16 protein-coding genes are annotated in these 23,317 nt (G+C 55.1%); 5 read left to right on the forward strand and 11 right to left on the reverse strand.

From position 1 onward, the window contains the following. Window positions 1-98: 98 nt before the first annotated feature. Window positions 99-701: a peroxiredoxin gene (locus OGV69_RS09005; protein WP_003021524.1), complete on the forward strand. Its 603-nt coding sequence runs from the start codon at window positions 99-101 to the stop codon at window positions 699-701. A gap of 48 nt (window positions 702-749) precedes the next feature. Here the strand turns inward: OGV69_RS09005 and OGV69_RS09010 are convergent, their stop codons facing one another. The 5 genes from OGV69_RS09010 to OGV69_RS09030 form a co-directional block, all read right to left on the reverse strand. Beyond that, a complete protein-coding gene (locus OGV69_RS09010) occupies window positions 750-2,147 on the reverse strand; it encodes a DUF3999 domain-containing protein (RefSeq protein ID WP_069323948.1) in 1,398 nt (465 codons plus the stop codon). Further along, window positions 2,144-4,765, reverse strand: a complete 2,622-nt coding sequence (locus tag OGV69_RS09015; RefSeq protein WP_069323947.1) for a DUF2339 domain-containing protein — start codon at window positions 4,763-4,765, stop codon at window positions 2,144-2,146. The genes OGV69_RS09010 and OGV69_RS09015 overlap by 4 nt, the downstream gene beginning before the upstream one ends. Window positions 4,766-4,901: 136 nt before the next feature. After that, window positions 4,902-6,770 carry an amidohydrolase gene (locus OGV69_RS09020; protein WP_069323946.1) on the reverse strand — a complete coding sequence of 623 codons (1,869 nt, stop codon included), beginning with the start codon at window positions 6,768-6,770 and terminating at the stop codon, window positions 4,902-4,904. A gap of 21 nt (window positions 6,771-6,791) precedes the next feature. Continuing rightward, on the reverse strand, window positions 6,792-7,337 hold the full coding sequence (locus tag OGV69_RS09025) for an antibiotic biosynthesis monooxygenase (RefSeq protein ID WP_038638169.1): 546 nt from the start codon (window positions 7,335-7,337) through the stop codon (window positions 6,792-6,794). Window positions 7,338-7,510: 173 nt separating this feature from the next. Continuing rightward, window positions 7,511-8,152, reverse strand: coding sequence for a hydrolase (locus OGV69_RS09030; protein WP_003021513.1), 642 nt, complete (start codon window positions 8,150-8,152; stop codon window positions 7,511-7,513). Between the two features lie 273 nt (window positions 8,153-8,425). Between OGV69_RS09030 and OGV69_RS09035 the strand changes: the two genes are divergently transcribed. Further along, window positions 8,426-9,328, forward strand: coding sequence for a LysR family transcriptional regulator (locus tag OGV69_RS09035; RefSeq protein WP_069323945.1), 903 nt, complete (start codon window positions 8,426-8,428; stop codon window positions 9,326-9,328). On the opposite strand, the gene malZ is transcribed toward OGV69_RS09035, so the two are convergent. From malZ to phoB, 5 genes are all read right to left on the reverse strand, one after another. Then, on the reverse strand, window positions 9,322-11,136 hold the full coding sequence (gene malZ / locus OGV69_RS09040) for a maltodextrin glucosidase (protein ID WP_199950721.1): 1,815 nt from the start codon (window positions 11,134-11,136) through the stop codon (window positions 9,322-9,324). The two genes, OGV69_RS09035 and malZ, sit on opposite strands and share 7 nt — an antisense overlap. Window positions 11,137-11,275: 139 nt before the next feature. Then, on the reverse strand, window positions 11,276-12,649 hold the full coding sequence (gene proY, locus OGV69_RS09045; RefSeq protein ID WP_038638156.1) for a proline-specific permease ProY: 1,374 nt from the start codon (window positions 12,647-12,649) through the stop codon (window positions 11,276-11,278). Between the two features lie 78 nt (window positions 12,650-12,727). Beyond that, window positions 12,728-14,047 carry a branched-chain amino acid transporter carrier protein BrnQ gene (gene brnQ, locus OGV69_RS09050; protein WP_069323943.1) on the reverse strand — a complete coding sequence of 440 codons (1,320 nt, stop codon included), beginning with the start codon at window positions 14,045-14,047 and terminating at the stop codon, window positions 12,728-12,730. 404 nt (window positions 14,048-14,451) lie between these two features. Then, window positions 14,452-15,747 carry a phosphate regulon sensor histidine kinase PhoR gene (gene phoR, locus OGV69_RS09055; RefSeq protein WP_069323942.1) on the reverse strand — a complete coding sequence of 432 codons (1,296 nt, stop codon included), beginning with the start codon at window positions 15,745-15,747 and terminating at the stop codon, window positions 14,452-14,454. 50 nt (window positions 15,748-15,797) lie between these two features. Next, complete coding sequence (gene phoB / locus OGV69_RS09060) at window positions 15,798-16,487, reverse strand: phosphate response regulator transcription factor PhoB (RefSeq protein WP_069323941.1); 690 nt, start codon at window positions 16,485-16,487, stop codon at window positions 15,798-15,800. 190 nt (window positions 16,488-16,677) lie between these two features. On the opposite strand from phoB, the gene sbcD reads away from it, so the two are divergent. The 3 genes from sbcD (at window position 16,678) to araJ (ending at window position 22,360) form a co-directional block, all read left to right on the forward strand. Continuing rightward, on the forward strand, window positions 16,678-17,880 hold the full coding sequence (sbcD, locus tag OGV69_RS09065) for an exonuclease subunit SbcD (protein ID WP_069323940.1): 1,203 nt from the start codon (window positions 16,678-16,680) through the stop codon (window positions 17,878-17,880). Beyond that, window positions 17,877-21,026 (forward strand): exonuclease subunit SbcC, encoded by a 3,150-nt coding sequence (gene sbcC, locus OGV69_RS09070; protein WP_069323939.1) that lies wholly within the window; start codon window positions 17,877-17,879, stop codon window positions 21,024-21,026. Before sbcD ends, sbcC begins: the two co-directional genes overlap by 4 nt. Before the next feature lie 164 nt (window positions 21,027-21,190). After that, entirely contained in the window at window positions 21,191-22,360 is a 1,170-nt protein-coding gene (gene araJ, locus OGV69_RS09075; protein ID WP_038643051.1) for an MFS transporter AraJ, read from the forward strand. A gap of 6 nt (window positions 22,361-22,366) precedes the next feature. Here the strand turns inward: araJ and mak are convergent, their stop codons facing one another. After that, entirely contained in the window at window positions 22,367-23,275 is a 909-nt protein-coding gene (gene mak / locus OGV69_RS09080; RefSeq protein WP_069323938.1) for a fructokinase, read from the reverse strand. Between the last annotated feature and the right edge of the window lie 42 nt (window positions 23,276-23,317).

The following is a 23,317-nucleotide window of genomic DNA, read 5'->3' on the forward strand; positions in this document are numbered from 1 at the left end:
CTCATTGATTGCCAGCGCCTCTTTGTCTTATTCACGAACACTCTCTATACTGGCCCGCGTTGCGTTCCAAAAACCCCTTAACATTGCAGGAGAATTATATGGTACTGGTAACTCGTCAGGCTCCGGATTTCACAGCAGCTGCGGTACTGGGTAGCGGTGAGATCGTTGAAAACTTCAACTTCAAACAGCATACCAACGGTAAAACCACCGTTCTGTTCTTCTGGCCGATGGACTTCACCTTCGTTTGCCCGTCTGAACTGATCGCATTCGACAAACGTTACGAAGAATTCCAGAAGCGTGGCGTTGAAGTTGTTGGCGTTTCTTTCGACTCTGAATTTGTCCACAACGCATGGCGTAACACCCCTGTCGACAAAGGCGGCATCGGTGCGGTGAAATACGCAATGGTTGCTGACATCAAACGCGAAATCCAGAAAGCCTACGGCATCGAGCACCCGGAAGCGGGCGTTGCTCTGCGTGGTTCTTTCCTGATCGACGCTAACGGCGTTGTTCGTCACCAGGTGGTTAACGATCTGCCGCTGGGTCGTAACATCGACGAAATGCTGCGCATGGTTGACGCGCTGCAGTTCCACGAAGAGCACGGCGACGTTTGCCCGGCGCAGTGGGAAAAAGGTAAAGAAGGTATGAACGCGTCTCCGGACGGCGTGGCAAAATACCTGACCGAGAACGTTTCCAGCCTGTAATTGGCATGAATCGACAAAAGGCCCGCAATGCGGGCCTTTTTTATGGGTTTATGTCGGATTACCCTTTTTCACTTCACGCCAGATTCGCCACGCCATCAGCGCCAGTACGGCGACGCCAAGGATTAACGCCCCCCACACCAACAGCGTTTTCCACTGGCTTTGTTGCTCAGCGACTGACGTTGCCGTCAGCCGTCCCTCACCGCCCAGAGTAACCCGTTCATCCTCCAATGCCTGCGGCATTTTGTCAGGATCGTTGTGCTTACGTAACGCCTCCGGGATCAGCATCGCCAGACTGATGCTCGCGGGTTCCGCCGCTTTGTTTCCCCATGCCAGGATAAACGGGCTTTGGCCTTGCGCGTTAAAAATCACTTTATAGCTGTCGCGCTCCCCTCTCAGTACGGGTAAGGTGGCGGGTAAACGCGCCTGAAGCGTCGTCATCCGGACCGCCTCAACTAATTCACCGGAGAGCGGAATATCATCCGAATGCTGATTTTCCAGATTGTAGAGAACCGTTCGGGTTAAAGGCTGCCAGGCGTCTTTTTCTCCCTTGCGCCATTCAAGTTCAACCGGCAATACGCCTTCGTAATCCAGTGAAATCTTTAATGAGGTCAACGGTTGCGGCCTGGACCAGCGCCAAATCGCCTGGTTTTCGGCAATTCTCTCCGCTTCAGCATCCATCGAAACAGGCCGGGTAAGCGGAGGCTCCTCACGGGTTATCGCACTCACGCCGGTCAGATTTAACGCAGGGCTTTGCGAATCAAGAATCAGCAACAGCCAGGGGACGCCACCAGCGGACATGCGCAAATCATCGACGCCTAAGGTGTCCATTTTCAACCGGTCGTCGCTATGCGTCAGATCCATCAGCGGCGCATTTCCTGTAATCAACCTCCAGTCACGTAAATCTCGGCTGTAATAAAGCGATGCCGTTCCCTGCCAGTTTTTCGCAGGCGCATCCCAGTTTAAACGCAACTGGGACAGCGATGGCGTCTCTTTGACATCGTCTGGCAAGGCGATTAAATAACTCTGCCCGATGGATTGCAGGTTTTCACTCTCGAAGCGAATTTCGATGCCATTTTTAGCACGAAGCAGGACCGCGGGTCTTTCATCATCTTGCTTTGGCGTCACCTGTTGCATCATAGAATCAAACGGAAAAAGGCGCAGAGGAATCGTTCTCGGGGACGTTGCCTGCGTTTTTTCAGCCAGCAGAGTGAAAGGCACTACCTCGCCCTGACGGTTGAACACCCGGATATCACGTAAATCCGGCCAGACTGCCTCATGGTACACCGCTAAAGGGAGAGGCAGGCTATACCATTGCTCTGACCCCGGCGTTAAGAGCTTCATGCCGTTCGCGTAGTCTGCAGGCGCATCCGTAACCGTATTACTGCCCCACGCCGCGCCGGTTGCTCCTAACAGAGCACTCCAGAGAACCGCTTTAATCCATTTCATTTTTCTTCTCCAGCTTTCGGCGGTAAGGGTGAAAAATACCCGATAATCAGCACCAGAATGGCGACGCCAATAAACGCGACCGCGCGCGCCAGGCCGCCGCCTCCCGCGCTGTCCACCAGCATCAGTTTAATAATGACTATCCCCAGCAAAACGGCTCCACACAGCCATTCCTGCCGCGAGCGACGCCGGGTTGCCTGCAGCATCACCACCAATGCCGTGAGCATCCAGAACAGAGCAAAACAGGTTTGAATCAACCGCGAATCCCACAGGGCGTGTACATTCCACGCAACTTCACCATACCAGGACAACGCGCGCAGCAACAAACCATTAAGCCACCAAAAGCCGAGCGCCATCAGCGCCACAACCGGCCATGGGCGGCACACCGAAAGCTGCACCGGGAAATAGCGTTCAGACGCGCGATAAAACATGATCAACCCTAGCAGGGCAAAAGCTGCGCCCTCTTCCAGCGGGTTGAGCAACGGCAGATACGTCTGACGATAAACCACGCCATCCTGTAAATTCGTCAACACGAGCAGACCGACCAGCACCAGCGCAACGGGAACCATCGCCTGCACAGAATATAAGGCTGGCCAGATACGAAATGGCCAGAGCTTGCGCTGAACAGCTTGATAAACCAGGAAAATCAGCAACCCGCCAGCCGCCATCATCAGGCCGCTTCCCCACGCGGCCTTCCCCCACGGTAGCGCCTGGGCGAACCAGAACAGCTCAACCGCCAGCGCCAGTACAATCATCCAGAAGAATGACAAATGCGCCAGCCGGGAAAGCGTTGGCGGTAATATCTGTGCGTCACGCCAGAGCAGCGCAACTGCAACAATTAGCGCCGCGCACCAGGCCAGATTCGGCCAGCCCGCAGCAAAAATCTGCTGCCAGGAGATCTGATACATCAGCATCACCAGCATCGTCGGCCATAACAGCCATTTACTGGCATCCAGCTCCCGCCATGCCAGGCGACCAGCAATCGTACGCCAGCCCCAGACCGATACCGCCATTAATGCCAACACGCCAGACAGCACCCACCGCTCCTGCTTCAGGACGAGCTGCGATACCGCAACGAGGGCAGTAATCCAGAAAAGCAAACCGCCAGCGAGTAGCCCCCAACTGCCCTGCATCCGAATGCTGCGCCATAGCCATGCTGCAGCCAGCCAACTGAGGCTAAGCACGGTAAATATCAGCATCACTGAGAGCGCAGTTGTGCCGTTCGCCAGCGCCCATAGCGCGCTGCCCACGGCCAGCACGAGCAGCGCCGTACCGCTATAATTCATGCGTCGCTGCTGCTGTTGGATACCCAGCCAGAGGATCCCAAGTCCCTCCAGCGACCAGGCCATCGCCGTCCAACGGGCTGAAAGCGCCAACGGGATAGCCAGGGTAGTAAATGCGCCGCCAAGCGCCAGGGCAGCCAATACCAGCGGTCTCCCCAGCGAAGACGAACGCCGCAACGCCAGCGTCGCCAACACCAGATAGAAACCACCGTAGCCTAGCGCGCTCAGCGCCGGACCATATGCCATATGCCGCGTAATGGCGTACTGCATGCCAAAACCTACCAGCGGAGGGGCAAACAGCAGCACGCCATCAATAATCTGCTTGCCTTTTTCCTGCGCACGAAGCGACAGCGCCACGCTCAGCACGCCAAAAATAAGGGTGTTGGCGATCAGGAACAATTGGCAGCTCAGGTAATACTCAGGTCGATAGTCCTCCAGCCCCCACAAACCGCCAACGCCAAAGGTAAACAGCAGGCCGAGCAGATTCAGCTCCCGCCAGTGCTGCCAGATGCTAATGGCGAGAATGCCGACCGAGAGCAGAAGATAGAAAGAGAAAAGTGCGACATGACTGCCGCCGCCGGAGGAAAGCAGCAGCGGCGCGAGATAGCCGCCAAGGCTTGCCAGCATCGCCAGGCTGAGTGCCTTTTGCAAAATAGCCAGACCCACGCTCGCCGCGCAAATCGCCACCAGCAGCGCAAATGCCAGCGTCATTGGCAGCATTTGCCACAGCCGGAACGCGCCAAAGACGGTGAGATAGAGTGCTCCCGTGGCCCCGCCCTGTAAGATCAGCGCATAGACCGGTTGCTTATGCCGCAACCGCCAGCCCAGCGCCAACAGGACAATAGCAAACAGCGCGGCCGCCACCAGGCGCAGCTCAAGCGGAAACAGAGAATGTTCGACGGTGTAACGCAGCAGGAAAGAAAGTCCCAGGAACAGGAGCAATATACCGAGCTTTGCCAACGGGTTGCCCTGCATAAACCAGCGCACCAGCGATGATATCACCCCGCCAAAAGCAGAAGGCCGCTGGGCGTTGGGCGTGGAGACCGTCGCTTTATCCGGCTTTTGCTGTGAAGACCACGGGTTAACGGGTTCAGGCGTCGGCTCAGCGTCAGGTTCCGGCGCCACGCTGCTCATCGCAGGCGTTGGCGCATCGGCGGCAGCCTGTGCCACAGACTCTGACGCCACACCGCGCAGCTCAAGTTCCTCTACCCGACGGCGCAAGGCCGCCAGCTCAGAACGTACCGCCGCACTGCGTCTGTATGCCACGATCGCGAGACCAGGAACCACGACCAACGCGAAGAATAAAACAATGCAGCCAAGGGTTAGCAGCTCATCCATGTTTCCACCTTCACTGTGTAAAGACAGACCAGAATGACACAAATTGTTGCAGCTGTGCCATATCTGTTAACACTATGACCCGCTTTTCAGAAAATCCAATCAGCCCCTGCGTTTGGCCAGGGGCTGTGATGAGAGCTTAAAACGCAAAACAGGAACAACCCAGCGCGCCCCAGAAAGCCCTGTCATCTGACACCGGAATCCCCGACTTACGCGCGATATCATGCTGATGACCGTGTACGCCGCAGCTACCGCAGCACTGGTGCATCTGTACCATTGCGCCAATTTTCGCCGCAGCAGGCGGCGCTGAGCGATAGTGCCCCGGCACCTTCACCACCGGCGACCAGTCCGGCACAACCGGAATGGCTGGCGGTGCCAGCGGCGTGAAATGCCCGGCTGCGTACACGACTTTACCATCGACAATAGTCATCACCGACTCGATGCCTTTGATCTCTTCTTCCGGCACGCTGAAATAGTCTTTAGACAGCACCACCAGGTCGGCCAGTTGATCTTTCTCGATACGCCCTTTCTTACCCTGTTCGCTGGAGAACCAGGCGCTACCGGCCGTCCACAGTTCCAGCGCCACATCGCGCGGCAGGCGATTGTTATCATCATACATCGCCATACCACCAACGGTACGGCCAGAAACCAGCCAGTACAGCGCGGTCCACGGGTTATAGCTGGCCACGCGGGTGGCGTCAGTCCCCAGCCCTACCGGAACATCAGCCGCCAGCATTTTCGCCACCGGCGGCGTATGCTTGACCGCGTCTTTGCCATAGCGATCGACAAAATACTCCCCCTGGAACGCCATTCGGTGCTGAACCGCTATCCCGCCGCCCAACGCTTTGACGCGCTCGATATTGCGTTCGGTAATCGTTTCGGCGTGATCGAAGAACCAGTGCAGGCCATTGAACGGGATATCGCGATTCACCTTCTCGAACACATCCAGCATGCGGTTGATGGATTCATCATAGGTGGCATGCAGACGGAACGGCCAGCGATGCTCCACCAGGTGACGAACCACGCGTTCCAGTTCTTCTTCCATACCTTCCGGTAGATCCGGACGTGGTTGCAGGAAATCTTCAAAATCAGCTGCCGAGAAGACCAACATTTCCCCTGCGCCATTAGCACGGTAGAAATCGGTGCCCTGTCCGGGCTTGAGCATATCGGTCCAGCGTTCAAAGTCCTCCAGCTCCTGCTTAGGACGCTGAGTAAACAAGTTGTAGGCGATACGCACCGTCATCTGCTTGTTGGCGTGCAACTGCTCAATGATCTCGTAATCTTCCGGGTAGTTCTGAAAGCCGCCGCCCGCATCAATGGCGCTGGTCAGTCCCAGACGGTTCAGCTCGCGCATAAACTGGCGGGTCGAATTGACCTGCATTTCCAGCGGCAGCTTTGGCCCTTTCGCCAGCGTCGAATAAAGGATCATGGCGTTGGGTTTGGCGATCAGCATTCCGGTCGGGTTGCCGTTGCTATCACGCACAATCTCACCGCCTGCCGGATCCGGCGTCGCTTTGGTGTAGCCCACGGCTTTCAGCGCCGCGCGATTCAGCAACGCTCTGTCGTACAGATGCAGAACAAATACCGGGGTATCTGGCGCGGCTTCATTCAGTTCTTCCAGAGTCGGCATGCGCCGTTCGGCAAACTGGAATTCGCTCCAGCCGCCTACCACGCGCACCCATTGCGGCGACGGCGTTCTGTCAGCCTGCTCTTTGAGCATGCGTAGTGCATCCGCCAGCGACGGTACGCCTTCCCAACGCAGTTCCAGGTTGTAATTCAGACCACCGCGAATCAGGTGCAGGTGTGAATCATTTAAGCCGGGGATCACCGTATGTCCTTGCAGATCGACAATCTGCGTTCCTTCGGCGGCAAAGCTCATGATCCGGTCGTGGTTACCGGTCGCCAGGATCTTCCCGTTGGCGATCGCGACCGCCTCGACCTGTGGGCTTTGTCTGTCAAGAGTATGAATTTTTCCGTGAGTCAGAATCAGTGTGGCAGTTTGCGACATAACAATCTCCTGAGAAACCGGTCAGGCTTTTTTCAGCCATCCGGCAAACAGACGGGTTACGATGGGCATCCAGAACCAGACCACCAGCGCAACCACACACGCATCATTGATAAGATGCAGGAGTAACGAGCCCTTCATTGCAGGCAGCACAATGCCGGTCAACCACGGCACCAGGTTAGTGCTGGGAAAAATCACCAGCAGAGTTATCAGGAACTGTTTCCAGCGCCTGGGCTGGCGTACATGGGGCGCGGGCGGCGTAAACCAGAACGCCGCTTCGGTACGAATTTCGGTTTTGTCACCTTCTGCCAGCAGCGGAGCTATCTCTTCCACCAGCACACGGCGCGTATCGGACTGGGTCCAGTTGTACAAATGCTCCAGCGTGTCGAAGCGGATAATAATGTTCCACAGATTCTCGCCCTCCGCAGGGCGAATCACATTCGCCCCGAGATGACCGGGAAACTCGGCCGCCACCGGCATGATTTTCCCCAGCCACTGCTCATACCGCCGCGCCTGCTCAGGCTGCAGGGTATGGGTAATCACCAACGTCACATGTTTGTTCTGCGCCATGAAGGGTTCCTTGTTGAGAGGAAACAGACCGCTTAGGCCAGGAAAGCAATACACAAAATCATTCATGGTGCATCGAGGCGGCAAGGTTGTGGATCCCCGGGAGCTTTCATCAGTAAGTGACCGGGGTACGCAAGCGAAGCCAACAAAGATGCAGCATGAAGGATGAAGTGTATTTAGGCTTTACGTTCCGGCGCGCCATGCACCATGGTATAGGCGTAATCCACGCCCATACCGTAGGCGCCGCTATGTTCGCGCACCAAATCCATTACGGCGTCGTAGGTTTCTTTGCGGGACCAGTCACGCTGGTACTCAAGAAGAACCTGTTGCCAGGTTACGGGGACTGCGCCCGCCTGCACCATCCGGTCAATAGAACGCTCGTGGGCATCCACAGACGTGCCGCCGGACGTGTCGGTCACCACATACACTTCATAACCCGCTTCCAGCGCCATCAGCGCCGGGAAGGTCAGGCAGACTTCGGTCCACAGCGCGGAGATAATCAATTTTTTGCGTCCGGTCGCTTCCACGGCTTTCACAAACGCCGCATCTTCCCAGGAGTTCATAGACGTGCGTTCAATAGGCTTCACATCGGGGTGAACCGCTAACAATTCCGGCCAGATATAGCCGCTAAAACTTTTTGTTTCCACAGAGGTATAAATTACTGGAACATTAAATATCTTGCCGGCTTTCGCTAATGCCACGGTATTATTTTTCAAAGTCTGGCGATCAATATTTGCCACACCAAATGACATTTGCGGCTGATGATCAATAAAAATCAGCGTAGAGTTTTGAGGGTCAATCAGTTCCCGAATAGACATAACACACCTTCTTAATCAATAAGTTAAAAGGCAACGGTCTGTATCTGCCGTCAGCAGCAGGATCCTGAATCAGAAAGCTTGTTGAGTATAGCGGGAAATTTCTAACGAGTTATTAAAGAAAACTAACCATCCTGTGAAACTATTAATTCTGTGTTGCGATATATCCTAAACAACATCAAAAAAATGCGCATGACTCATCTAATTTATTCACTGGCATTGTTTTTCTTCATTCGGTACAACAGAGGAGTTTATTTTTCAGGATATTTTCTGCTTATGCGCATCAATCTGGATGTTTTGCTCATCCTCGACGCACTCGACAAACAGGGTTCATTTGCCGCAGCAGCCGAATCGCTGTTTAAAACCCCTGCGGCACTCAGCTATATGATTCAGAAGCTGGAAAGCGATTTGAATATTGAGCTGCTTGACCGCTCCGGGCACCGGGCGAAATTTACCGACACCGGGCTGATGATGCTGGAAAAGGGACGTTTGCTGCTGAGTGCGGCCAAAGATCTCGAAAAGCAGGCGATACAGCTGAGTTCAGGCTGGGAAAAAGAGCTGGCAATCGCGCTGGACGACTCTTTTCCTTTCGCCACGCTGCTGCCCATTATTGATGAATTTCACGCGCTGAATAAGCAAACCCGGCTGAGTTTTACCCACCATACGCTGGCAGGCTCCTGGGAGGAGCTGACCCATAATGGCGCAGACATCATTCTGGGGGCGATTAATGAAACGCCAACGTCAGCCGCCTGGTCCTACAAAATGCTCGGCACGCTGGATAATGTATTTGTCGTGGCACCCGAACATCCGCTGGCCGCCGCGCCAGATGGCCTGACAAACGAACAGCTGTGCCTGCATCGGGCCATTGTTATCAGCGACAGCGCCCGCTTTTGCCATCCGCTGCAAACCAATCTGATGGACGAGCAGGCGCAGATTCGCGTCGATGACTTCCACAGTAAGGTGATGTTATTGCGAGCCGGCATGGGCTGCGGATTTCTTCCCCGCCACATTGCCAGCCCGTGGCTTGCCACAGGCGAACTGGTGGAAAAAACGGTCATCTCATTTCGCCAAAAAGATGTGGCCTATATGGCATGGCGTAACAGCCGCGACGGGCTGGCGCAGCGCTGGTGGCGAGAAACGCTGCTGGCGAGCCCGGAGATTGCGCGCTTGTATCAATGACCCATCCACACCGAGGCGGAGATCGCCGGCAGCGTCAGGATATCGTCAGCGAGCAGGCCGTTACCCTCTTTGTGCTGCCATTGAGCGACACGCAGTAGTGGCGAGGCTGGCAGGACTACTTCACAGGCCTGACCACGGTTAATCGCCACCAGCACGCGCTGGCGGTTGAGCACCCGCATAAACACGACCACGTTATCTTCGGCGTAAATCACCTGACAACCGCCATGGCGTAACGCCTGGCTTTGATGGCGTAATTTTGCCAGCCGCTGATACAGCTCAAGCAAATGAGTGTCCTGTTTTTCAGGTTGCCACGGGAACGGCTTACGACAGAACGGGTCGTTATTACCGTCCAGCCCCACCTCGTCACCGTAATAAATACAAGGCACGCCAGGCCAGGTAAACAGCCATACCACCGCCAGCGGTAAACGCGCCACGTCTTTGCCAAGCAAGGATTTAAAACGGGCGGTATCGTGGCTGTCGAGCTGATTGAACATCCGCAGTTGCTGCTGATGCGACAGACCCGCGCGGTAGTTATCCATCCAAGCCATACAGGTTTGGGCATCAATAGATTGCGGGTCGTAGGAGATATCCGTATTAGCCAGAAATCCCCAGATGGGGAAAGTAAAACCGCGATAGTTCATGGCGGCATCTTCTGCATCCGCCTGCAACCACTGGCGCGCATCACCAAAATGTTCACCCACAACATACGCTTCAGGCTGGGTTTCTTTTGCCGCCTGCGTAATCCCCGCCACATGGTGCAGGTTGTTGCGCGCCCCGCCGCCTTCTCCCAGCATATGCACGACATCAAGACGCCAGCCGTCCATACTCCACGGCGCTTTCAGCCAGTGACGAACGATACTGTCTTCCCCACGATAAATCTCATTGACCAGGCTTTGCGAACAAAAATCCAGCTTGGGTAGGCTGGCATAGCCCAGCCAGTCAAGCGCCACACCGTCGGCAGAGAAATGATACCAGTCACGCCAGGGGGAATGCGGGTTGTAACACGCCCCATCCGTCCCACGGTTATGCCGATCAAACCAAGGGTGTGAATCGCCGCTGTGGTTAAAAACACCGTCCAGAATCAGACGCATGCCCTGCTGTTGCGTGTTGTGACGCAAGCGCAGCAGCGCGTTGTCGCCGCCAAACTGTGGATCAACATGACGGTAATCTTCGGTATCGTATTTATGCACGCTCGGCGCGGTAAATATCGGGTTCAGATACAGCGCCGTCACCCCTAACGTTTTCAGATACGGCAGCTTTTCGCTGATGCCGTCTAAATCGCCGCCATAAAATGTCGATCCTCCGGCCTGAGCGGTCAGCGGTTCATCCCACTCGCGACGCACGATGTCATGCCCGGCTGCGTGGTGGTAATAGACGTTTGGAGCCGGCTCACGCGACTGGCTGCGGGCAAAGCGATCCGGGAAAATCTGATAGAAAATCTGGTCAGCTACCCACTGCGGACCGTTATCCGGCACATCAACAGCAAACTGCTCCAGACGCGCAGGCGGAAAACGGCTGAATCCCTGCGGTGTAAACCACAGCTGACGATCGGGCCACAATAATTTAAAGCTATAGCGCCGACGAGGTTGGCCGCTGGCAAGATCGATCGCCGCTCGCCACGCGGTCACGCCCGGCTGCGGCTGGCTGCGCAGCTTGTGCATGGAGAGCGAAATCTCTTCGTTATCGTTTTCTGCGCGTAGCGTCACCCGCTGAGGTGGATTTTCCCCGGCCAGCCACAGCGTAATTGTCAGTTGATCTTTGTTTTGCTTAACAAATGGGGCAACCGGAAGGTGCCAGGCGTTCAACATCACGTATCCCCTTTGATGAAAATGAAGCCACCTTGCCATAGCAAAGAGCAGGATCACTCATCATCTTAACGTTTATTAGGGGAGGAGTTCGGGGGAGGAGAAAATTGCCGGGCGACGCGACGCGTTACCCGGCAAAAAATTACTGTGCTTCAGCCAGTTGACGCTCGCGGCGGCGTTTAAATACCCACCCCACCAGCAGCAGGGCAATCCACGCGAAACCAACATACAGTGAAATGCGGGTATCCGGATGGTAGCCGATAAGCGCGATGATAAAGACGAGGAAAATCAGGCCAACAACGGTCGTTGTTACCCCACCAGGTACTTTAAATTTCAGCGCCTTGACCTCTTCCGGCGGCAGACGGCGGCGGAAGGCAATCTGCGACAGCAGGATCATAATCCACACCCACACCGTGGCGAAGGTCGCCAGTGAGGCGATCACCAGGAAGACGTTTTCCGGCATGATGTAGTTAAGATAAACCGCAAACAGCAGCGCGATAGTCATCACCATCACCGTGACCCATGGCACACCGCGACGCGACGTCTTGGCGAACATTTTTGGCGCGCTGCCCTGCTCCGCCATACCGTGCAGCATACGCCCCACGCCGAAGACGTCAGAGTTGATAGCCGACAGCGATGCGGTGAGAACCACAAAGTTGAGGATCCCGGCGGCAAAGGTAATGCCCATATGCTGGAACGTCAGGACGAACGGACTCCCGTCGGTGCCAACCTGGTTCCACGGGTAAATAGACATAATGACGAACAGCGTCCCCACGTAAAATACCAGGATACGCATCGGTACGGAATTGATAGCACGCGGAATAGATTTTTCCGGGTCTTTCGCTTCACCTGCAGTAATACCGATAATCTCTATCCCGCCGTAAGCGAACATCACCATTTGTAGCGACATCACCATGCCGAGCCAGCCGTTGCTAAAGAAGCCGCCGTTACTCCACAGGTTATGGATACCGGTAGGTTGACCGCCGTTGCCAATGCCCCAAATGATGATGCCGAACCCGGCGACAATCATGATGATAATAGTGGCGACTTTAAAGAACGAGAACCAGAACTCCAGCTCGCCAAACACCTTCACGCTCATCAGGTTGATGGCGCAAATAATCAGCACCACGCTGAGTACCCATATCCAGTGCGGTACCGCCGGGAACCAGACCCCCATGTAAATGCCGAAGGCAGTAACGTCGGCAATAGCGACAATCAGGATTTCAAAACAGTAGGTCCAGCCGGTAATGTAACCCGCCAACGGCCCGAGGTTTTCCTGCGCATAGCGCGAGAAAGAGCTGGCTGCAGGATTATGCACAGACATTTCGCCCAGCGCGCGCATGATGATATATGCCGCAGCGCCACCGATAATATAGGCCAGCAACACGCTCGGCCCCGCCATTTTGATCGCGTCGGCAGAGCCGTAAAACAGCCCGGTGCCAATTGCCGAACCTAATGCCATAAAGCGAATGTGCCGGGTGCTCAGCCCACGCTTTAGCTTGTTATTACTTTCCATCGATTCCTAACCTGTTAACACAATAAAAAACCACGGGGCCATATTAATAGCCCCGTGGTTAAAACTTATTGTCAGTGATTAGTGCGCGCTGGAGGTCACTTGTCGACCCGCGGCGCGATCCCAGATAATTGCCAGGAGCACCATCACGACTGTTGGCATCAACCACGCCAGCCCTTGTTCCGCCAGCGGTAAACGCTGGGTCCAGGCCGGTAACACGTCGCCAATTGCAGAAGCTTTAATGCCATCAAGGATACCAAAAATCAGGCTGATAAACATCGCAGGTGCAATGACGCGGGAAGAATTATGCCACCATGAGCGGGTAAAACTTAATACAACCAGTGCGATACATGGCGGATAGATAGCCGTCAGCACCGGAATAGAGATCTGAATCAGATGGCTCAGCCCCAGGTTAGAGACCACCATTGAGAAGCCGCCGAGGATAAATACCAGCGTACGATAAGACAGTGGAACGTACTGGGCAAAGAACTCTGCGCACGCGCAGGTCAGGCCAACCGCAGTCACCAGACAGGCGATGAAAATCAGCGCCGCCAGCAGGAAGCTTCCTGCGCCGCCAAAGGTGTGCTGAACATACGCATGCAGAATCGCCGCGCCGTTAGCTGACTGATCGACCAGAATTGCGCTATCGGAGCCCAGACGGAACAACGCAAGGTACAGCAGCGTTAAGCCCACACCCGCCATCAAACCTGCCCAAACGGTGTAACGGGTCAGCAGACGCGACTCGGTAACGCCACGCGAGCGGGCGGCGTTAACAATAACAATACCAAATACCATCGCGCCCAGCGTATCCATGGTCAGATAGCCATTTACGAAACCATTCGAAAATGCTGCGGTTTGATAGGCTTCCATCGCATTGCTGATCGGGCCTGCCGGCCAGACAATCGCGGCGACAGACAGTACCACCAGCGCAAGGATTTTCAGCGGAGCAAGGAAGTTGCCGACGGTATCCAGCAGTTTGCCTGGATACAGCGACACCAAAATAACAATCGCAAAATAGACCACGCTGTAGATGAACAGCGGCAGCGCAGAGTCACCGGTCAGCGGCGCAATCCCGACTTCGAAAGAGACCGTTGCGGTACGCGGCGTCGCGAACAATGGACCAACCGCCAGATAGCAGACGGTGGCCAGCAGCAATCCAGCAACCTTACCGATAGGCGTACTCAGGCTGTCCACACCGCCACCGACTTTCGCCAGCGCGACAACGGTAAGTACCGGAAGACCAACGGCGGTAATCAAAAAGCCAAAAGCCGCAGTCCAGACGTGTTCGCCTGCCTGCAAACCAACCATTGGGGGGAAGATGATGTTACCTGCACCAACGAACAGTGCAAATGTCATAAATCCCAAAGCGATAATATCGCGCGATTTTAACTGATGGGTCATAAAGTCTTACAGCCTGTGGATGTGGTGTTGAAAATAATAAATTTTTGCCTTTCCCTGGGGGACAATACAGCGGCATTTTTGCTCAATTCCAGCGGGAAACACTCCCGACCTGGCGCGGCGAAGAATAGTTTTTCGATTTACCGCGTAAATGCAGTCGGTATGACAGCATCTGGAGCGCAATTTAAACGCTTATAACGTTTTAAAGCAAGGTGGGATCCAAAAACCAGAACAATATAGCGATATGAAAAATGCAGTTAGCACAAAAAACCATTTCATGGAAAAAGGTATGGGTAATAGTTCGAACAAAAAACAATCAAACGTCGCAAAATTCAGGATGTAACTATTGACCACATAAAAAAACCAGCTCGCGCTGGCTTTTGGAAAGATTATCTTACGAATACGGGTTAATCGTTACTTTTGGCCATTAAACGTTCCGGGATGACGAAACTAAATCGCGTCCCTTTGCCTGGCGTACTTTCGATATTCAGGCGGCTATCGTGATGTTGCAGAGCATGTTTCACGATGGCCAGACCCAGTCCACTCCCGCCCGTTTGTCGGGATCGCGCTTTGTCCACGCGATAGAAGCGTTCGGTCAAACGAGGAATATGCTCCGCAGCAATACCAGGCCCATTGTCCTCGACGCTAAATTCCGCCCCGGAGGCAACATGCTGCCAGCGCACGGTGATGTGCGTACCCGCGGGGGTATGGTTCACCGCGTTATACACAAGATTCGAAATCGCGCTACGCAGTTGCTCCTCATTTCCCCGCACGCTCAGGTGGCTATCAATATCAAAAGTAAACGTATGATTATTCTGACTCAGCGTGTGCGCCTCGTGTTCAACCACGCGCAGCATCATCGGCACGTCCACCTTCTCATTAAGCAGTAGCGCTGGCGCGGCCTCTATTTTCGACAACGTCAGCAACTGCTTCACCAGCCCTTCCATGCGGTACGTTTGCTCACGCATGGTATGCAGCGCTTTTTCACGCGTCGTTCCTTCCAGCGGATGCTCCTGCATCATTTCCAGATAACCTTGTAGCACCGTCAGCGGCGTACGCAACTCATGGCTGGCGTTGGCGAAAAAGTTACGCCGCGAACCTTCCAGTTGGTGCATCTGGGTAACATCGCGCGCGACCATCAGCAATTGCTTATCGGTATAGGGCATCACGCGAATCTCCAGATGCCGTCCGGTATTGAGCACCAGATTGATTGGCCGACTAAAATCACGCGTTTTCAGATATTGCGTGAATTCCGGGTAGCGCAGCAGGTTAAGTATATTTTGCCCGCTATCGTCCGGCCAGCGCAGTCCCAGAACCTGCTGGGCCAGGCCGTTACACCAGAAAATGCCCCCCTCTTCAGTCGTCAACACCACCGCGTCGGGTAGCGATTCCGCCCCACTGCGAAAACGTTTAATCAGATTACCCAGTTCCCGACGGCGCTTTTTGTTGCGCAGCTGCATTTGATGCAGCCCATACAGCAACGGCTCCCAACTTCCGCGACCCGGCGGCGGGGTCATGCTTCTGTCGACCCATAACCACCAGGACAAGCGTAATAAATTCCAGAAATGCCAGACAAGCAGGCCGGTTACCGACGCCAGCAAAAACCAGGGCAGGTAACCAAAAAAAGCGCTAAGGATAAACGCCGGTATGCAGCAGAGGATCAGCTCCAGTACCAGCCTTTTCCATGACAATCGTTCTAGCAAACGTCTTACTCCATTAACAGCCTAATCCGTCAGGCCCCTATTCATGTTAGTCAGAAGCGGGTCGAAAAACGATATCCCGTCCCACGAACCGTCTGCACCATACGATCATGTCCACTGTGCTCCAGCGCTTTACGCAAGCGGCGGATATGCACATCCACTGTCCGGTCTTCCACGTACACATTGGTACCCCAGACATGATTGAGTAATTGCTCACGGCTATAGACGCGTTCAGGGTGGGTCATAAAGAAGTGCAACAGTTTGAATTCTGTCGGCCCCATATCCAATGGATCCTCGCCGGTCATCACGCGATGCGAGGTTGGGTCAAGGCTCAGCCCCTGCATCTCAATAACCTCTTCCACCGCCATGGGGGAAATACGACGCAGAACAGCTTTAATACGCGCCACCAGCTCCTTGGGAGAAAACGGCTTGGTAATATAATCATCCGCGCCCGTTTCCAGACCCCGTACACGATCTTCCTCTTCTCCCCTCGCCGTCAGCATCATGACGGGAATATCCCGCGTCATCGCTTCGCGCTTGAGATGTTTAATAAACTGTAGGCCCGAGCCGCCGGGTAGCATCCAGTCAAGCAGGACGAGATCCGGCCAGGGTTCATTGAGTTGGTTCACAGCACTGTCATAGTCTTCGGCTTCTACGGTTTGAAAACCGTTTTGCTCGAGCACGAAGCAGACCATTTCACGAATTGGAGCTTCATCTTCTACGACCAGAATACGTCTCGCCATGATTTGCCCTGTTTATAATTAAATCGTTTGCCATCAATACGGTGCCATTATGCGTCAGTTTTATGACAGATTTATGAAAAGATAGTCCAGGTTTAACGCAGCCCCGCGAATTATGACAGCCCTTAAACAAGATATTACCGTCCTTGCAGGGTTATAATCCCCGCCACTGTTTTATCGTCATGGAACTCTTATGCGCATCCTTCACACGTCTGACTGGCATCTGGGCCAAAATTTCTACAGCAAGAGCCGCGCCGCTGAACATCAGGCCTTTCTCGACTGGCTGCTGGAAACGGCACAATCCCAGCAGGTGGATGCCATTATTGTGGCGGGCGATATTTTCGATACCGGCTCACCGCCAAGCTATGCCCGTGAGCTGTATAACCGTTTTGTCGTTAATCTGCAGCAAACCGGCTGTCATCTGGTGGTGTTGGCAGGTAACCACGACTCCGTCGCCACGCTCAACGAATCCCGCGATATTCTGGCGTTTCTCAATACCACAGTGATCGCCAGCGCTGGCCATGCGCCGCAGGTGCTGTCTCAACGCGACGGCACGCCGGGCGCGATCCTGTGTCCGGTGCCTTTTTTACGCCCGCGTGACATCATTACCAGCCAGGCCGGGCTAACGGGACAAGAGAAACAGCAGCATTTGCTATCGGCTATCACCGACTATTACCAACAGCAATATCATGACGCCTGTACGCTGCGCGGCGACCAGAATCTACCCATCATTGCGACCGGGCATCTGACCACCGTGGGCGCCAGTAAAAGTGACGCTGTACGTGACATTTATATTGGCACGCTGGACGCCTTTCCGGCGCAAAACTTTCCACCCGCCGATTACATCGCGCTGGGACATATTCACCGGGCGCAGGTTATCGGCGGAACAGAGCATATTCGCTACTGCGGTTCGCCAATTGCGCTCAGTTTTGACGAGTGCGGCAAAAGCAAATGCGTCCATCTGGTGAGCTTCGAAAACGGCAAGCTGAGCGCTGTTGAACACCTCACCGTACCGGTCACCCAGCCGTTGGCGGTGCTGAAAGGTGATTTAGCCGCGATTACCGCCCAACTAGAGCAGTGGCGCGGTGTGCAGCAGGAACCGCCAGTCTGGTTAGATATCGAAATCACCACCGATGACTATCTGCACGACATGCAGCGTAAGATTCAGGCATTAACCGAAGATTTACCGGTAGAGGTGTTATTGGTGCGCCGTAGCCGGGAACAGCGCGAACGTATTATGGCGAATGAACGACGTGAAACGCTAAGCGAGCTGAGCGTGACGGACGTTTTTGCCCGTCGCCTGGCGCTGGAAGAACTCGAAGAATCGCAACGCGAGCGCCTGAATCAACTGTTTAGCACCACCTTACACACGCTTGCCGGGGAGACCGAAGCATGAAAATTCTCAGCCTGCGTTTGAAAAACCTCAATTCTCTGAAAGGAGAATGGAAAGTCGATTTCACGGCTGAGCCCTTTGCCAGCAATGGGCTGTTCGCCATCACGGGTCCAACGGGCGCGGGAAAAACCACCCTGCTGGACGCCATTTGTCTCGCGCTGTATCACGAAACGCCGCGGCTCAATACCGTGTCTCAATCGCAAAACGATCTGATGACCCGCGACACCGCCGAGTGTCTGGCCGAGGTCGAGTTCGAAGTCCGGGGCGAAGCCTATCGCGCATTCTGGAGCCAGAACCGCGCGCGCAATCAGCCTGAAGGCAACCTACAGGCTCCGCGCGTAGAACTTGCCCGCTGCGCCGACGGTAAAATCCTCGCCGATAAAGTCAAAGACAAGTTGGAAATGACCGCCGAACTTACCGGCCTGGATTATGGTCGTTTCACCCGTTCGATGCTGCTGTCTCAGGGGCAATTTGCCGCATTTCTCAATGCCAAACCGAAAGAGCGTGCCGAACTGCTGGAAGAGCTGACGGGGACTGAGATCTACGGCCAAATTTCCGCCATGGTGTTTGAAAAGCATAAAGCAGCGCGTACAGAGCTGGAAAAACTGCAGGCGCAGGCCAACGGCGTGGCTCTGCTCGCTGCGGAGCAGGTGCAGTCCCTGACAGAGAGTTTGCAGGTACTTACTGATGAGGAAAAACAATACCTTGCAAGCCAGCAGACTCAGCAACAGCATCTCAACTGGCTCATTCGGCAAAATGAGCTACAGGCAGAAATCAACCGTCACCAACAGGCGTTACAGGCCGCAAAACAGGCGCAAGAAGACGCGCAGCCACAGCTGGCGGCGCTGAGTCTGGCACAACCGGCCAGAGCGTTACGCCCTCACTGGGAGCGAATCCAGGAACAAACGGCTACGATAGCGCGTACGCGGCAGAATATTCAGGAAGTGAATGCTCGCTTACAAAGCAGCTTAGCGCTGCGCGGGCGCATCCGTCAGCAGGCGCACACGCAGTCGACCGCCTTGCTCGCCGGACAACAGACGTTAATCGACTGGCTGAACGAACACGATCGCTTCCGCTTGTGGGGCAGCGAACTGGCTGGGTGGAAGGCCCTGCTGGCGCAACACTCCGACGCCAGCGCCCAGCTACACCAGTGGCAGCAGTTACGGGAAAACGACACGCGTAAACTGGATGCGCTGGCGCTTCCCACGCTGACTCTTTCACCGCAGGAGGTCACGGCGGCGCTGGCGCAACATGTGCAGCGCCGTCCGTTACGCCAACGTCTGAGCAATCTGCATGGGCAAATCGCCCCGAAGCAAAAGCAGCTGGCGCAGTTACGCGCGACGCTGGTGCAACGTCAGCAAGAGCTAACGCAGCGCAACGCGGTGCTTGCCGAAAAACGTCAGCGCTATAAAGATAAAAATCAGCAGCTTGCCGATGTGAGGATCATTTGCGAGCAGGAAGCCCGCATCAAAGATTTGGAAAGCCAGCGGGCATTATTGCAATCCGGCATGCCTTGTCCGCTGTGCGGCTCCACCACGCATCCGGCGATTGAGCGCTATCAAACGCTCGAACTGAGTGTTAATCAGGCACGACGTGAAGCACTGGAAAAAGAGGTTAAAACCCTGGCTGATGAGGGCTCAACGTTACGCGGCCAGCTTGAGGCCATAACCCAGCAACTCCAGCGCGATGAGCGTGAAGCACAGACGCTTTCTCAAGAGGAGCAAGCGCTTACTCAAGAGTGGCAGACAGTCACTACCAGCCTTAACGTGACGCAGCAACCGCAGGATGATATCGCCCCGTGGCTTGCCGCCCAGGAAGAATACGAACAACAACTTCACCAGTTGAGCCTGCGTCATACCCTGCAGGCGCAAATCACGGCGCATACCGAGCAGATTACCCAGCTCCAGCAGCAAATTGACCAGCGCCAGGCGACGTTAACCGCCGAGCTGGCCCGCCATGGACTGTCCCTTCCTGCTGAAAATGACGCTAATTCGTGGCTGAGTGAGCGGGCGAGAGAAGCGCAAATGTGGCAGCAGCGCCAGAACGAACTCACCGAGTTACAGGCGCAAATAGCTCAGCTCACGCCGTTGCTGGAAACGCTGCCTGAGAGCGATACGCTGTCTGCAAGTACTGAGAATCTGTCGCTGGAAAACTGGCGACAGGTGCATGACGATTGCCTGTCTTTACAAGGCCAGTGGCAAACCTTGCAACAGCAGGAGGCGCAGGACCTACAGCGCGCCGCAGAAATTCAGGCACAGTTTGATGCCGCACTGCAGGCCAGCATCTTTGCCGATCGTGACGCCTTTGTTACCGCCCTGCTGGATGAAGAAACCTTTAGCCGTCTGGAGCAGTTAAAGCAATCGCTGGAAAAGCAGCAGCAGCAGGCACAAACGCTGCTTAATCAGGCTCAGCAGGCGCTGGCGAGCCATCACCAGCAGTTGCCAACCGGGGCGGATCTCACGCTCACGGCACAACAGCTTCGCGACGCGCTGGCGCAGCTCACCCAGCAGCTACGGGAAAATACCACGCGTCAGGGCGAAATTCGCCAGCAGTTGAAACAGGATACTGAACATCGCCAGCAGCAGCAGGCGCTGATGCAGGAGATTGAAAACGTCACGCAGCAGGTTGAAGACTGGGGCTATCTGAATGCGCTGATCGGCTCGAAAGAGGGAGATAAATTCCGCAAGTTTGCCCAGGGACTGACACTGGATAACCTGGTGTGGCTTGCCAACAACCAACTCACTCGTTTGCATGGTCGCTATCTGTTACAGCGTAAGGCCAGCGAAGCGCTGGAGCTGGAAGTGGTTGATACCTGGCAGGCCGATGCCGTGCGCGACACCCGTACGCTTTCCGGTGGCGAGAGCTTCCTCGTGAGTCTGGCGCTGGCGCTGGCGTTATCCGATTTGGTCAGCCACAAAACGCGAATTGACTCCCTGTTCCTCGATGAAGGTTTCGGCACGCTGGACAGCGAAACGCTGGATACCGCGCTGGACGCGCTGGATGCGCTGAACGCCACCGGCAAAACCATTGGAGTGATAAGCCACGTTGAAGCGATGAAAGAACGCATTCCGGTGCAGATCAAGGTTAAAAAAATCAACGGGCTGGGCTACAGCAAACTCGACAAGCTGTTTGCGGTGGGATCAGCATAAATCTCCAGGCCGGAGCCATCCGGCACAATATGTAGCACAATATTGCATACTCAAAGACGGATATGAAATGGCATTCCACTTCGCTTATCCGCAAGCTATCTCTGTTGGCGGCGAACGTTCGCCGCTATGACGCACATCCGGCGTCTTTCTTGTTGGCAGGTGGTATGAAAAAAGTCGTTTTCTCTTTAGCGCTGGGGACATTTGGGCTGGGCATGGCCGAATTCGGCATCATGGGGGTACTCACCGAGCTGGCGCGGGACGTGGGTATTTCTATCCCGGCCGCTGGCCATATGATTTCGTTTTACGCCTTTGGCGTAGTGCTGGGCGCGCCGATTATTGCGCTCTTTTCCAGCCGCTTTTCGCTTAAGCATATTCTGCTGTTTCTGGTCACGCTGTGCGTGATTGGCAACGCCATCTTCACCCTTTCATCCTCGTATTTTATGCTGGCGGTGGGCAGGCTGGTTTCCGGTTTCCCGCACGGCGCATTTTTTGGCGTTGGGGCGATTATTCTGTCGAAGCTGGCGCGCCCAGGAAAAGTCACCGCCGCCGTCGCGGGCATGGTTTCAGGGATGACCGTTGCCAATCTGATTGGCATTCCCGTCGGTACCTGGCTGAGCCAGGAATTTAGCTGGCGCTATACGTTCCTGCTGATTGCCGTCTTTAATATCGCCGTTATTGTCTCGATAGCTTTTTGGGTGCCCAACATCAGCGATGAAGCGAAAGGGAATCTGCGCGAGCAATTTCACTTTTTGAAAAGCCCCGCCCCGTGGCTGATCTTTTCCGCCACCATGTTTGGCAACGCCGGGGTTTTCGCCTGGTTCAGCTACGTCAAGCCGTACATGATGTACATCTCCGGCTTTTCCGAAGCGCTGATGACCTTCATCATGATGCTGGTGGGATTGGGGATGGTATTAGGGAATCTGTTGAGCGGTCGGCTGTCTGGCCGCTATACACCGCTGCGCATTGCGGTAATAACCGACTTCATCATTGTGCTGGTTCTGCTGCTGCTTTTTGTTTTTGGCGGTATCAAAGCCGCATCGCTGACCTTCGCCTTTATTTGCTGCGCGGGCCTGTTCGCCCTGTCGGCGCCGCTGCAAATTTTGCTGCTGCAAAATGCCAAAGGAGGTGAACTACTGGGCGCGGCAGGCGGGCAAATTGCCTTTAACCTCGGTAGCGCAATTGGCGCCTGGTGCGGCGGTATGATGCTGACGCTGGGCTTTGCCTACAACTATGTAACGCTACCGGCTGCGTTGCTGTCGTTCTCCGCCATGTCATCGCTGCTGATTTACGGCTACCTGAAGCGCGGCGTGCAACAAGTTGCAGCCGCGACGTAAAACAGGTTACGCCTGCGGCCACAGCCAGGCCGCACCGCGTACGCCGCTGGAGTCACCATGCAGCGCCTTGCGTAGGGGCGTTTCGCACTCGCCGCCAAAGACAAATTGCTTCATCAACGTGGGAACGTTTTGATATAGCCTGTCGACATTACTCATTCCCCCACCCAGTACAATGACGTCCGGATCGAGAATATTCACCACATGCGCCAGCGATTTTGCCAGACGCAGCTCATAGCGGCTCAATGCCTGCTCCGCCACCGCATCCCGCACGTTAACCAGATCGATAATGTCGCTGCCCTTGAGCGACTTACCGCTCAGACGCTGGTAGTCGGTGGCAAAACCGGTCCCGGAAATAAAGGTTTCAATGCAGCCTTGCTTGCCGCAATAGCAGGGTACTTCCTGGCGATAACGCAGCTCATCTTCGTCCATCCACGGCAGCGGATTATGCCCCCACTCGCCCGCGGTACCGTTGCCACCCGTGTGCGCCCGACCATTCAACGCCACACCCGCGCCGCATCCGGTGCCAATAATTACCGCAAATACGGTTTGCTCCCCTGCCGCCGCGCCATCCACCGCTTCAGAAACCGCCAGGCAATTGGCATCATTCGCCAGGCGCACTTCACGGTTCAAACGCATACTTAAGTCTTTATCAAAGGGTTGCCCGTTAAGCCAGGTTGAGTTGGCATTCTTGACTACCCCAGTGTAAGGCGAAATTGAACCAGGGATCCCCATCCCCACGGTTCCCGTTTGCCCGGTAGCCTGCTCCGCCATCTCCACCAGCGCGGCAATGGTTTCTATCGTTTGCTGATAATCCTCACGCGGTGTGGGCAGGCGATGGCGAAAAAGCTGCTCGCCTGCATCGCCAAGCGCAATAACTTCCGTTTTTGTACCGCCCAAATCGATACCTATACGCACTGTTTGCTCCTCTTCCCGATTAACAATGCAAGCATAGCGACA

This window comes from Citrobacter sp. Cc139, from assembly GCF_030334645.1.
Taxonomy (GTDB): Bacteria; Pseudomonadota; Gammaproteobacteria; order Enterobacterales; family Enterobacteriaceae; genus Citrobacter; species Citrobacter werkmanii.